The sequence below is a fragment of the Novosphingobium sp. BL-S-20 genome (assembly GCF_055521635.1).
In genome coordinates this window covers 862,731-876,706 of record NZ_CM145494.1, presented here as the reverse complement: position 1 = coordinate 876,706, position 13,976 = coordinate 862,731, and the positions used below count along the sequence as shown (strand labels likewise).

Sequence of the window (13,976 nt, the reverse complement as noted above, 5' to 3'; positions counted from 1 at the left end):
GCGATTAGCTGCGGGTAAAACCTGAGGTAATAACATGACGAATTTGAAGAAGCGTACTCCTGTCTCGACTGAATCCAAGTGGTTTGAGATTTATGATGCTGATGGCAACTGCTTTGGCAAGATCAAGGCAAAGCACCAGAACCTAAAGGCTCCTGCTTGGTCGCTGGCATTCATGCGCGCAGTCGATCAGCTCACTCAGAGTGAGCAAATCCGCATCGACAACCCAAAGACCGAAGCAGACGTTCTGCTGAAGCGTCGCCTCCTGCTTGGCGTCCTCGTTTCCAACTACGTGACCGATAGCGCACTGCTGGACGACGAAGGAAATGCGGCCGAGCACAACGAGGCTACCGTTCTAGGCTTCCTCATCGATCCAGAGAATTGGGACTTGGCTCAGGACTTCGACAAGTCCGTCTCCAACCCGAGCAATTTCAGGGTTGAGCAGTCCGCGAAGGAAGCCAAAAAAAACTAACTGACCGTCTGGCGTGGGAACTCAAGTTCGCCCCCGGTGAACTTGAGAACCACTACAACACCGCCCGAACGACGGACAAACCTAACCACGCTGTTTTCACCCACATTCTCAAGGATGAGCCTCGCGTCGGTGAGCAGCACAAATTCTATCTTACAGCCTACAAGCTACTCGCGCGTGACAGACCCCCCGCCGGTCTAGGTGGTGCTGGGCGTATTCCATGGTCATCGATGCTTCGTATGGCGCAGCACTACAAGATGACTTTCGATCAAACAGAAACCTTCATCGATATTATCGTGGCTATGGATGATGAAGTCCTAAACGCTTCGGGCAGAGACGATGAAAGCAAGTCTGCTAAGGTCAATCCGCCAAAGTGATGGCCAATAAATACAGGCAGTAATCCGTGGGGAGGTCTGCCTGTATGTCTGAAACTGTTGTCCGCATTGTTGTTGATAGCACCAATGCTCGCTCAGAAAGCCTCTCCGCCGAACGCGCACTTGATCGCTTTGGTGCCGCTTCCACCCGACTAGATCGAAACCTCGGCTCCCTCGACATTCGCATTTCCAGCGTGACGCGCAACATGCGCGGTCTTCGCGCTGCCTTTGCTGCGACCGGCGCTGGTTTCCTCATCCGAGAATTTACCAGCATGGCCGACGCGGCCACGCAGATGAACGCCAAGCTGCGCCTAGCGGCGGGAGAGCAATACTCCTACGCGCAGGCCCAGCGAGACACCCACGACATTGCGAAGCGCACTCGTAGTGAGTTGACCAGCACCACCACGCTCTACGCCAAGATGACGCAGAACGGTAAGGCGCTGAAGGCGACCCAGCAGGATATCGCCCGCGCCACCGAGACTGTTACGAAGTCCCTCAAGATCAGCGGTGCTACTCAGGGTGAATCTGCTTCGACCGTTCTACAGCTAGGCCAGGCACTTGCCAGCGGCAGGCTGAACGGTGACGAATTCCGCTCCCTGACTGAGAACGCCCCTCGCCTCATGCAGCTTGTGGCTGACGCTATCGGCAAGCCCCGCGGCGAACTGAAGAAGCTGGCTTCTGAGGGCAAGCTGACCAGCGAAATTCTGTTCAAAGCCCTCTCGGACAAGAGGTTCACGGCTGCGCTCGACGAGGAATTCAAGAATATCCCGCCCACGTTCTCGGACGCCATGACGGCGGTTAAGAACGCGGCTGTGGATGCCTTTGGGGCGTTCGATCAGGGCGGCCAGTTCAGCAGGTCCCTATACGACTTCGCGACCGACGCGACGGGCAACATGAGCAAGATCACGTCCACCATGCGTGATGCTGGCACCGTGATCGCGAACGTCTTCCGCGTGATCGGTGACAACGCTACCACCATTGGCGTCATCCTTGGCGGCGTGGTCGCATCCAAGATCGGCTTGTTCGTTCAGGCTATCGGCGTTCGCGCTGTCGGTGCCCTCGTGGCGTTCCGCAATGCCAACTTGGGCGCAATCGCAGGCGCAATGGCCCTCTCCCGCATTAGCCCGGTTGCTGGCTCTGCCACTGTCGCACTTGGTGGTCTTCGCGCTGCCGGTGGCGCTCTGCTAGGCGTTTTCGGTGGTCCGCTGGGCGCGGCTGTCACTGCGCTCGGCGTGGCGTTCACCGCTATGGCGATGAATGCTGCGACCACCGCAAACATCCTGAGCAACACGAACTCCATCGTCGCGGAAACGGACGAGATCATCAAGAAGATGACCCTGAGCGGCGACGACGCGAAGGACACTGTGACCGGCGTGGGCAAAGAAGCCAACGACGCAACACCCAAGATCAACGCTTTCGCTGGCGCAGTCGGAAATGCCGCCCAGAAGCTTTACGATCTCGCCGACGCTCGCCGAGCAGACAGCCTTGCGGCTCTGGAACAGCAGCGCACAAAGCTTTCGAAGGAATACAGCGAGCTTTACGTCAACTCCAAGGCTGGCCGTCGCGCTCCGCTGTCAGACCCTACTCCTCGCAAGCTAGGTCCAAACCTCAAGGCGCTTGGTCGCCTCATCAGCGGTGAACTTGGCGAGGCTACGGGCTTCGGCACACCTGACGCGGAAATCGACGAAGGCATGAAGCAGCGCAAAGATGCCATGGCTCGCATCGACCAGCGCATCAGTGACCTTGCTCGTGCCCCTCGTGAAAAGTGGGTTCGTGACGAAGATCGCAATCCCGGCGGCACTCTGACACTCGGCGCGGGCAAGCCCGCCAAGCACAAGAGGACCGACGCAGAACGCGAAGCCGAGCGCGCAGCCAAGGAAGCTGAGCGCATGAAGAAGGCCACGGAAGAACTGTGGCAGAACCTAGAGGATAACCGTTCGCTGGCGGGCATGATGCCCATCGAGGCCGAGAAGTATAACGCTCAGTTGGATCTCCAGAAGGCCAGCGGTAAGACCCTCGTGGAGTTGGAAAAGGAACGCGCTGCCGCAGGAAAGGACAGCCTAGAGACGATCCTGAACGAGACGCGCCAGCGCAAACTCATCGCTGACATGAAGGTCGCCAACGACAATGGCGCAGCAGAACTGGCCTACCAGAAGTCGCGACTGACAATGACGGATAAGCAGGCAGCTATGGCCGAGGCTGCTTGGGAGTTTGAGAAGCGCGCCCTTGAGGAAAAGCTGAACCTCAGCGACGAAGAATACCAGAAGCAGCTCGCCATCGTGAAGGCTCGCGCTGGCGAAACATACGAAATCCAGAAGCAGAACAGCCTCATCAAGAGCCGTGACGCCCTGCTCCGCGAATACAGCCCTGCGAACGCCGCCGACATGGACAGGCAGCAGATTGGCCGGGACCGTGAACAGCTAGAGCGCCTTCTCTACAGCTTCGAAATCTCCCCTGAGGAATTCCATCGTTCCATCGACGGCCTCGACCGCGCATTGGCAGAGGTAAACACTCGCTTCGGTTACGAGATGGGACAGAGCGTTGACCAGCTTGGCAGTCAGTTGAGCGGCGTCTTCGGGAAAGCCATCAGCAAGTTCGGTCAGCTTCTCGCCGGTCTGGCAGACGCTGCTCGCGGATCGTTCAGCGGTCTTGGCGCTATCGGCTCGGTGATCGACATCATCGGTAAGAACGGCGACGGCACCCTCAATGGTATCGGTCAGGCCGCATCCAAGGCATCGCAGAACACCCTAGACAGCATCCTTGGTCGCAACGGCCAGAAGTCGGCCCTGCTTAATCCGCTCAAGAGCCTAAGCGATGGATTCTCGGGCTTCAAGGGCGACATGAAGAAGGTTTTCACCGGCAAGGGTCCGGGAAGCGTCGCCGGCGCAATCGGTAACACGCTGGGTAAGGCTGCCTCCGGTCTACAGATGGGCCAGATGGCTGACGGCATCATGAAGTCCCTAGGCATCGCGTCGAGTAAGACCGGCGCGTCTATCGGTGGTGCTATCGGTGGCGTTGTTGGTGGTCCGCTGGGCAGCATCATCGGTGGCATCGGTGGCGGCCTGATTGGCGGTCTGTTCAAGAAGAAGAAGTACGGCACGGCCAACATCACGCTTGGGGCAGACGGCTATCTCGACAGCAGCACGACCGGCAACAAGGCTGCTTACAAGCAGGCAGCAACCGGCGCGGCCTCCTCAGTCATCAGCGGCCTGGACACAATCGCAGAAGCCCTAGGCGGGTCACTGACGGGCAATCCGAATGTCTCCATCGGCCAGTATAAGGGCAAGTGGCGCGTTTCCGACACGGGGCGCACAGGGAAGCTTAAGGGCAAGTACGGCGACGTTACCGACTTCGGTAAGGACGGCGAAGAAGCCGCTATCGAATACGCCATCAAGGTCGCATTGGAACAGGGCGTGCTCACCGGCATCAGCGACTTCTCCAAGCGCGTCCTGTCCGCTGCGCAAGACCTCGACCGCGCAACGAACCTCGCGGCCAAGTATGAGAACATCGTCAAGGAATTGGCGCGCATCGATGATCCCATTGGCGCCCCTCTTGCGGAATTGAACAAGGAGTGGAGCAAGCTGCGCGCGGAGATGGTCGCCAATAAGGCCACCGCCGAAGAACTCGCAAACGCTGACCGCTACTACATGGTCCAGCGCCAGAAGATGCTTGAGGATCAGCTATCCGACCTCAAGAGCCTCCGCGACAAGCTGATGGGCGAAGGCTCCGGCCTGACCAGCAAGCAACAGCTTGATAACAAGCTGACTGAGTTCGCCAAATTCCAGAGCGATATCGCAGCAGGTAAGAGCGTGGACACTTCTGCTCTCTCTACCCTTGGCGACGCTATCTGGGACTTGACCAAGGACACTTACGGCACCGCGACAGCACAGGCTCAGAACATCAGGAGCCAACTGCTCAGCGCGATTGATGGCGCAGCGAGCAACATCAACGATATCTACTCGGCTGACACTACCGGCAATGCGACCGCTCTTGACGCACAAACCCAGATGCTCGCCGCATCGGTAAAGGAAAGCGCGAAGCAGACCACAACACTAGAGCAGATTCTGGCCGTGCTTGAAGCATCAAACAGCAACAACCCATGGACTGGCGGAAGCACGGTCAACGGTAAGGCTGCTTAAATAGCATGATGGAGGTGGATCATGGCTATTGATCGCAATCGTGGTGCGTTCGTTCAGGACGAATATAGGTATGAGGTTGCTAAGAACGACGATATCAAGGCGAAGCAGTCTCAGGCCAGAGTGATCGAGATTGATACCAATCTCGATCTTGAAGCAGCAAAGCGTTTCGCTGATGAGATTCTATCTGAGCAAGGACCACTTGCTCAAGCTTATAGCTTCACCTTTCAAGGTGTCGATGTAATCAGCCCATCCGACTTTGACGGCTCACCTCCGACTTACCGTTGTAACTTCCCTAGCTGGCCGGTTGAATTGACTGACCTGCTCAGGGTGGTGAGTGTCGAAGTCAACTATGAAAGCTGGACAACAACCGTGCTCATCAAGGGAGCGATCAGATGATTAAACAGCCATTCCTCCTAGCTGCTGAGCCGATTACGTTCGAGACTACTGACTTCGAGATTCCTGCCACGCCGGGCCGCAACCTGACCGTGGACAACATGGACTTGGAGTATCGCTCAACAGGCGACATGCCCTACTTCATTCTCGGCTGCTCTGCTCCTGTTGATACCATCGCTGTCCTTTTCACTAACCAGCGCGATACCGATAGCGTCCGTGTTCGTGCCGGGGCAACATGGGATGGAACCGTGAGCGATCCCGTCTTTGACACCGGAATTCTGCCAGCCTTTCAGGGTACGAAGTTCGCCCCATATACGACAAAGACCATCATCGATTTGGGACAAACGGTTCAGGCTCCCTTCTGGCGCTTCGACTTCTCCTCTCCCGGCCATCCAGACGGACAAGTGAAGATCGCCCGGATCGTGATGGGAAAACGTTTCGAGATTCCGACCGGCATCAACTACGGCTGGGAAAAGCTGATGTATGACGACAGCCAGATAACCACCGCTCCGAACTACGAAGACGTTCAGGAATACCCTAGCCGTCCCGGCATCAAAGCGACGTTCGGGCAGTTGGACGAAGCCAGCTTCAACGAGTTGGACGCATTCAAGATGCGCGTTGGATACAAGAAGCCAGTCCTATTCGCACCAGAGCCAGATAATCTCGCCACAGCGCAGCATTGGACCGTCTATGGTCGTATGAAGTCCAGCAAGTGGCAGAACCCCTATAACAATTGGTGGGACGTAGATATCGAGGTGTCTGGCCTGAGGTCGTAAGGCGAATGGCTAAATCACGTTCGCGAGGTTGTGGCGCGATCCTGAGTTACAGGACTGCGCCACAAAGGCAAAATGCTTCACTCAACAGACTCAACCGTCAGTAATACTTGCCTAATCACTGAATATCAGGTATGAAAATAGCTCGCCTATATAGGCATCTATTACCAACTTCATCAAAAGTGAAAGGCAAGTGAAGATGAAAAACCGCAACCGCCAGCAAAGAGTTATGAACAAGTCGCTCTTGCTTCGCAGCAAGAATCGTCGTATACTTTGCGATTTTGCGGAATGCACATCACCTGTTAGGACCGTGAAGTGTGCTGTAAAGTGCTTCGCACCCGACCTGCGGTCGGCAGCACACTTCACGGTCCTAACAGGTGAGTGAAAGCTCTCGGTATCCTCGATTTTACTTGTTAGTTAGAAAGCCGTCAAGGCAGCAAGATCTGCTTTCCACATCGGCATAGCGCACCACCCGGACGCCCAGAGCCCCCCCGATAAATATCCGACAGGATATGGGGTGATAGAGTGCGTATTGTATTTGTCGCAGAACTGAACGCTTATGATCCGCGTGCTGATGAGATGGTCACGCTCCATGCCAGCACAGGCGGTCAAGGGCCAGTTGTCTACGACGACATTCCCTATGTGCCGTGTATCGCGAAACCCCCTCGCTATAGCCTTTCACTGAGCGACAACGGCGAGCCCGCCGAACCTACAGTGGAGTATGGTTCGCTCGGCCTATGGTTCAGTGCCGATTTGGCCAACGAGCATTGGCGCGGCTACGACTTCGACGGCTACCCCTGTACGATCATGTGGGGCGAGTACGATGCTCCGCTTTCGACATTCACCCGCATTCCTGCCGGACGAACTGGCGTCATCAACACGCCCAATCCCGGCCAAGGCGAAATCGACCTTAGCGGCCCTGAGTCTGAGTTGGACAAGGAAATCCTGACCGCTGAGTATGCGGGCAATGGCGCAGCAGAAGGCGCAGAGGATCACAAAGGCGTTCTAAAGCCATTCGCGGTGGGCGGCGTGGAGAACATCGAAGCCGATCCCGTGGACCTCGTTTATCAGGTCTATCAGTATCACGGCTACGGCCCCACCGATGGCGTGAAGGCCGTCTACGAAAACGCGCTCACTCTGGGTGAGCCCATCCGCCGAGTGAATTCCTATGAGGAACTAATCGGCCTAACCGCCGAGCAGCTTCCACCGGGCTCATGGGCTCATGCTCCCGCTGTTGGTATGTTCCGACTTGGCGCAGAACCAACAGGCAAGATCACGCTCGACGTTGGCGGTGCGCTCGATGAGAACGGCGAGCCCATGGAGACGTTCGGCAAGATCGCGCCTTGGATGCTCCACACCATCGGCGGCATCCCCAAAGCCCAGATCAACTTTGACAGCTTCGAAAGGCTGGATCGCGATTTCCCGCACAAGTGGGGCAATTACATCAATAGCCAGGACAAACCAGACGACGAAAACGAGAAGGCGGTAAAGGTCGTAGACTTCCTGCGCGAAGGCGCAAACCAGCTTGGCGCTTACATCATCAGCGACGAATTCGGGGTCTTCCGCGTCGGTCGTAATGTCACCGCGAAGGCACCACAGACCATTCAACAATACGGCACAACCTCGCCTGTCGTGGTCAATGGCAGCATCAGCAAACCGTCTGTGCCAAAGCGCGCATGGAAAGTCCGTGTTGGTGGTCGCCGCTGCTTTGTCACCCATAGTGACGACGAGATTTCATCGGCACTCAAGGATGCTATCGAGGAAGTAGCAGTCGGCATTGGTAAGGCTGTCAACGACGTAACAGAGAACGTCGATCTTATCCGTCAAGACTTCCGCAACATGGTCCGAGATTCGATGACGGAGGTGATCGAGGAGGTTCAAGCTACCAATCTGGAATACGGCGCTGGCATCGTCAAAGCTCAGACCGCACTCCACAATCAGAACCACATTGCGATTACCAAAATCGGCATCCGCGTCGATGAGAACGGCGCACTCGTAGCGGAACAGATCACCAACCTTACAAGCCGTGTGGAAGAAGGCGAAAAGACCGTCGAGGCAGGATTCTTAGAGGTTGACCGAACTATCGCCAGCGAGGTCGAAGCTGTCGTTGAGCAGTTTGAGACGGGCATCGCGAAATTCGGGGAAGACGTGGAGGCTGCGTTCGTCACAGAGCGCACAATCAGAGCGCAAGCCGATAAGGCAGAGCTTGAAGCCCGCGAAATCCTAGAGGGCCGCGTAGGCACCACAGAGGGCAAGATAGAAGAGTTTGAGCGCCTTGTGCTCGAACCCAACAACGCCACCCTTGAGAAGATCGAGGAGATGGGCGTCAAGATCACGACTGAAACCGGCCAGAAGATCGAAGCTGCTAAGCAGGAGACATTCACCGCGATTGTCGGTCCTGAGGGCGCAGCTACAGTCCAGATCGCAGGCGTCACTTCTCGCTTGGGCGCTGCCGAAGGCAAAATCCGTGAACTTGAGAACACGCAGGCCGGTCCCGATCAGGTCACAGCAGGCAGGATCACATTGCTGGAAAGCCGCCTGAGCCCGACGAACTCGGCCAGCTATGAACAAAACATCCAAACGCTTGTGAATCTGAACGGGCAGGCCAGCAGTTCGCTGACCTTCAAGGTACAGACGAACTCAGGTGGCCGCGTCGTGGTGGGCGGTCTTGGCATCTTCAACCAGAACGGCACCGTGGCAACGGCCATCACGACTGACTTCTTCGACGTATGGACGCCCAATGGTGCGCAGCGCATCCTTGGAGCCGATGCCTCTGGTGTCTACTTCGACAACGGCATCATCCGCCGGGCTCAGATTGGCGGCGCGCAGATCGACAACCTGACTGTCGATACTTTGAAGGTCGCAGGCAACGCGATCACGGCCAACATCTTCCATACCGCAGGCGATGCCTACTGCCCTGCCGGTGGCACAATCGACTTCCTGAACACCGGGTTCTGGAACATCGGTGACGCCTATGACGGCTCCGCTATCGTAACTGTGAAGTTCACCATCGACGCAACAGCCAATTACGACGCCGCTGCCTTCATCGAACTGTTCCTAGACAATGGCAATGGTGCTGGTTGGCGCTCTGTAGACGCAGGTATCATCGGCATATCTACCAACAATGGTAACACGTACTGGCGCGTTCCCGGAATCCTACAAGGTGGTGTTGACGGAGCAAACGTCCGCGTATTGGCGCGCATCAACTCAGGCACTCATACTCCTCGTTCGGTGGCTCGCGCCTTCTGGGTGCGTAACATCGCAATGACACTCATTGGAGCAAAGAGATGACCTACTATGCGTATTTCAAAGCCGATGGAACTCCGCTTTCGGTGGCCAATCACGAAACACGTTACCCAGAACCAGACGTTGTAATGTGTGAGGTTCCAGACTTTACGAACGGCAACGCCATCTACCTCGATATATCTGATCCAGATAATCCAGCAGTAAGGTACAAAGAACCTTTCGCGGTCGAGATTTCCTATAACCGGGTTTCTAATATCCCGGCTGGAACTCGCATCACTATCAATGAAGGCGAGTTCGTCATTGATGACGGATCAGCAGAGTTTGAAGCAGACATGCGAGAAGTGAAAGTCATCTGGCTGGATCATCCGCACTTTCTAGCAACCCATATTGAAGTCCAGACAGGACCGGAGAATGTATGAAGATCAATATCAAGAAGGGATATGCTGAACTACGCAAAGAGGCATACGGGACGCTAGAAGAGCAGCTAGACTACATGGCTCACCACGGAGCAGAAGCACTCATTGCCCGCAACCTCGCCATCAAGGTTCGCATCCCAAAGGACCAGTGATCCAGACGCCCGCATAAATATCGGAAAGATATCGCGGGAGCAAACATGGCGGATTTTGAGTTTGAAACAACCGGCCTCGTAAACGTCACGAATGGTTCGGTTGATGTAACTGGCGTAGGCACCAATTGGGTCGCAAGTTACCCCGGCTTGCTTCTCTGGCTCGATGGCCTGAGCTACCCCGTAAAGTCTGTGAACAGCCGCAACAGCGTAACGCTTGTTCACCCCTTTGTCGGCGCTACAGCAGCGGGCAAGGAATACGCGCTGGTTCCTGTCCATCCCGGAACGCTCAATGCTCAGAAGGCCGTTATCACGGTCCTTGAAGCCATCAACAACCTGATCGCGAACGGCGGCATCGGCGGTGGTGGCAATGGCGGCTCTGGTGGTCCCGGTATCACTGGCGCGGTCGTCAACAGTGCCGGTCATCTCATTATCACTCTGAGTGACGGGCGCACGATCGATGCGGGCATGGTCAAGGGCGCTGATGGTCAGGACGGCCAGGACGGCACCGGCAGCGGCGGCGAAGTGGCAATCCAAAGCGTGGTAGATCTTACGCAGTTCGCTGGCCTCCCAGCAGGCGCGAAGGGCGTGAAGCTGATCGTTCCCGTTGCTGACGGAGCGCCCACGGTCGCTCTGACCCAGCAAAGCAGTGTCGTTATCCCTCAGGGAAGCACCAACGCGGGTATCGGCATCTGGGCTTACCTCAATAGCAGCACGGGCACCCTCGGCATCACTCTTGGCCTTACGGAAGTTCCTGTTCCGCAACCCGGTGGCGGCAACGAGGATATTGACCTCTCGGGCTCCTCGACCTTCTACGCCGAATTTAACAAGATCACCCCGCTAGGCATCACCATCATCGGATCGCCTACCTCGCTGACCCTGAGCCGCGCCTTCACCCAAAGCAATCTCAAGATCATGCGCAAGGTAGACACGGACATTGTGACCCAGCGCAACGCAACTTGGCTGACTGGCGCAACCGGTTCGCCCTATCCGGTGAGTGGCACTGCGCTACCGGCCTCGATGGTCTTGGAAGCAGCAGGCGACGGAACACGCTCTTACGCGAATGGTCGCATCACGCTCAACAGGGGCGCCTACCTCAAGTCGCCTGCGCTCGGCCTCGAATTCAAATCCAGCAGCGATCCCTCGACCACCCAGACACCACCGAGCGTTCGCCTACATTACAAGGGCTCCGCTCCGGCCGGAACGCTAAAGGGCATCATGATTGGTCGCCTACAGGATTGGGGTGGCGGTGCCGCGACACATTCAATTCACTGGAACGAGCGCAGCGTTGAATTCTACTACGCGCGAAGCGGTGGCGGTAGCGAAAGCGTACTGAGCGATGAAGTCGCCATCCTGACTGGGCGAGATATCACGGTGGAAACCGAATGGGTCAATGATCCAAACGGCCCCGGCGGAACGGTTACGTTCTACGTGGATGGCGTTCAGTATGGCGCAGCAAAACCCACTGAATGGAAGCCTCGTATCACGGCAGCATCCGACTTTCAGGTCAACGCTTCGGTCGGCAACACATCTGACAGCAGCGATGGCGTGGTAGTCGAAAGCGTCGGCCTCACAATTGGCTTCCCAGATGTTTCCACTACATACCACACAATCGCCGACGGCCCTGTCACCGCAGACGACCTACAGAATCTCGTTGTTGACGCAACTGGTGTCACCACTCAGCAGCCTGAGCGCGTCCTTTCCTACATCGCGAACGGCAATCAACAGTATGACCTAACCATCGTCGTCGGTGGAATGGTCCTGCCATCCGGTCGCCCATATGCTGCTCGTCTTGAGGACTGGTCCACTGGATCACCTGTCACAGTCGGCACCCTGACCATGACCCGCCCAGCAGCACAGAACTGCCGCTTTGAAGACGACCTCTTGTTCGGCGCGCAGGGTTCTTGGACTGAGGTTATGCCAGTTGAGTCCCCACTCGTTATGGACGGAATCGCCTACGGCTGCGAGGGCATTCGTCAGGGCAATTACGTCATGTTCCAGTTCCTCTACTGGCTCGATAGGCCCGCTTCACCATTTGGTGATCCAACGGGCCTCGAAACCTACATGCGTCCGCACAAGTGGGTTGTGCTCGATAACGAGGGCAACGAACTCCGCCGCATTGAAAAACCCAACGGCGAACCACTGAACGCTCTCTCGAACAAGCCTGTCTGGGAAGGCCAGTATGACGGTCGTTCAATCCCTCAGGTCACTTCAAGCAATCGCTGGTATCCACACGGAACTGTCCGAAGTTCTGTAGTCTACCGCAATGGCAAGCCACCGGCATACGACCAGCAGTTCATTTGGAACCATCTGCCGGTCTATGACCAGCGCGTCCCGTTCGCGTCGCATACCGGCTTCTCCGTCAACGGTTTCGACCTTCGTATTGGGGCTGGTGGTGCAGGTGGCGACGGCCAGATGAACGGCTTCGCTAACTGGAAGCTGATGCCGCTTCGCTGGGGACAGTACGACTACGAAAGTATCAAGACCTACGCAGCCAACACGCTTGATCCATACAAGAACCTTTACACCGACATTGCGGCAACTCCGGTCGCCGCATTGTGGCTAGAATACACACCATTCAATACCATGGGTCGATGCCCTGTTGTTGGGCCGGGTGGTACGCGAGATGATCGCCAGATCATCGCTGAACCAGTAGCTCAGTACATGCGCGACGTGACAAAGGTGCGCCCTCACGATCATGCCCCTATCGCAGACATCGCACTGGACTACCTGACTGGTTATGCGAGTGACCCATTCAATGCTGTCAACGGCAGGACGCGTAAGCTTACGCCGCTTTACAGGGGTAACGCTCGTAAGAACCAGACGATGCGAAACCACTATTACGGTCCCGGCGAGGCGACCACTCCCGCCGATCAGGCGTGGTATGCGCAGGTAGGCCGACTGTCTGAATGGACGACCAACCGAAATCCTCTTCGTTGTAATATCCCCGGTAGTGGTAAGACGGCTGACCGCCCTTACTTTGGTGGCTTCGAAATCGACGCACTTCACGCTCACCAGTTCCCGCATTGGGGATCGCTACTCTGGCAGACGCCAGAGTTCGCGATGTTCGGTGTGAACTTCTCCGATCAGGTTCGCCTATATAGCAACTCGATCCTCGAAAGCGTTTGGGGGCCAACGAACTTCTCGGCGCGTGAGAGTGCGTGGCCTTTCATGCATGCCGCTTTGCTCTGGAAGACAGCTTCGACGAACTCGACGAGGCTCTATAGCCGTGCCGAAATCCTTGATTGGGTGGTCTTCGACTTCGAGACTTTCTACGATCAGTGGTACACATCGACACCGGGCTTCCTGAACCCGCCCTCGAATATCACCAACACAGACGGTTCACTCAATGATAACGCAGCTATCTTTGCTGCCGCTGCTAGGTTTGGCGTTTGTTATGTTGGTGGTGACGGTGTTGAGCTGTCAGAGTTCCAAGCCGGATACTGGCTCTCTGCGCTTCATGCTGCGCACAAACTAGGCTTCCTCGACGCTCTCAGCGAGGCGTCACCGAAGGCGGCGGCCATTGTGAACTGGCTGAAGGCCATGCATCGCAAGCGTATCGTTGCTCGCATGAACGAGGGTGACTTGCTCAACATGAACGGTAGCGATTATCAGGTTTGCTATTGGACAAGGGCGCAAATTAGTGCTGCCGGTGGCGACGTTTCCAAGCTGCCTCAAAATGTCACGCAGGTGATCGCGGCCAACCCGCTCAAGGCTCCTAGCTGGGATAAGTTCACGGATGGAACTACAGTCTACAGCCGCGACGGACAGGCCAACGATGCTAACTTAGCGGGTGCCGCGCTCTTGCTCGATATGGGTATGACAGGAGCGGACTTAGAACAAGCAGCAGCAAAGGCAGAGCAGCACTTCCAAGAGATGCTGACAAGCGAATCGGCACTTGGCTTTGCCGCCGCTGGTTCTGAGAGGTTCAAGTACCACCAGACAACCAACAACAGGCCCTACAAGCCTTAACGACACTCCGAACTGGCTCCTCCGCATAAATATCCGAACGGATGGAGG

General features: G+C 56.4%; 9 protein-coding genes. All 9 read left to right on the top strand.

All coding sequences use genetic code 11. From position 1 onward, the window contains the following. Positions 1-34: 34 nt before the first annotated feature. Positions 35-469 carry a hypothetical protein gene (locus ACZ1II_RS11845; protein ID WP_465146607.1) on the top strand — a complete coding sequence of 145 codons (435 nt, stop codon included), beginning with the start codon at positions 35-37 and terminating at the stop codon, positions 467-469. Between the two features lie 8 nt (positions 470-477). Next, on the top strand, positions 478-843 hold the full coding sequence (locus tag ACZ1II_RS11840) for a phage tail assembly chaperone (protein WP_465147288.1): 366 nt from the start codon (positions 478-480) through the stop codon (positions 841-843). A gap of 44 nt (positions 844-887) precedes the next feature. Beyond that, the gene (locus ACZ1II_RS11835; protein WP_465146606.1) at positions 888-4,979 is read left to right on the top strand and encodes a tape measure protein; all 4,092 of its coding nucleotides are present in this window, start codon (positions 888-890) and stop codon (positions 4,977-4,979) included. Between the two features lie 21 nt (positions 4,980-5,000). Further along, on the top strand, positions 5,001-5,375 hold the full coding sequence (locus ACZ1II_RS11830) for a hypothetical protein (RefSeq protein WP_465146605.1): 375 nt from the start codon (positions 5,001-5,003) through the stop codon (positions 5,373-5,375). Then, positions 5,372-6,148: a hypothetical protein gene (locus ACZ1II_RS11825; protein WP_465146604.1), complete on the top strand. Its 777-nt coding sequence runs from the start codon at positions 5,372-5,374 to the stop codon at positions 6,146-6,148. Before ACZ1II_RS11830 ends, ACZ1II_RS11825 begins: the two co-directional genes overlap by 4 nt. Positions 6,149-6,670: 522 nt before the next feature. Then, positions 6,671-9,436: a hypothetical protein gene (locus tag ACZ1II_RS11820; protein ID WP_465146603.1), complete on the top strand. Its 2,766-nt coding sequence runs from the start codon at positions 6,671-6,673 to the stop codon at positions 9,434-9,436. Beyond that, the gene (locus ACZ1II_RS11815; protein ID WP_465146602.1) at positions 9,433-9,810 is read left to right on the top strand and encodes a hypothetical protein; all 378 of its coding nucleotides are present in this window, start codon (positions 9,433-9,435) and stop codon (positions 9,808-9,810) included. Before ACZ1II_RS11820 ends, ACZ1II_RS11815 begins: the two co-directional genes overlap by 4 nt. Continuing rightward, entirely contained in the window at positions 9,807-9,959 is a 153-nt protein-coding gene (locus ACZ1II_RS11810; protein WP_465146601.1) for a hypothetical protein, read from the top strand. The genes ACZ1II_RS11815 and ACZ1II_RS11810 overlap by 4 nt, the downstream gene beginning before the upstream one ends. Before the next feature lie 45 nt (positions 9,960-10,004). Continuing rightward, positions 10,005-13,928 (top strand): hypothetical protein, encoded by a 3,924-nt coding sequence (locus ACZ1II_RS11805; RefSeq protein WP_465146600.1) that lies wholly within the window; start codon positions 10,005-10,007, stop codon positions 13,926-13,928. The last annotated feature ends 48 nt before the right edge of the window (positions 13,929-13,976 follow it).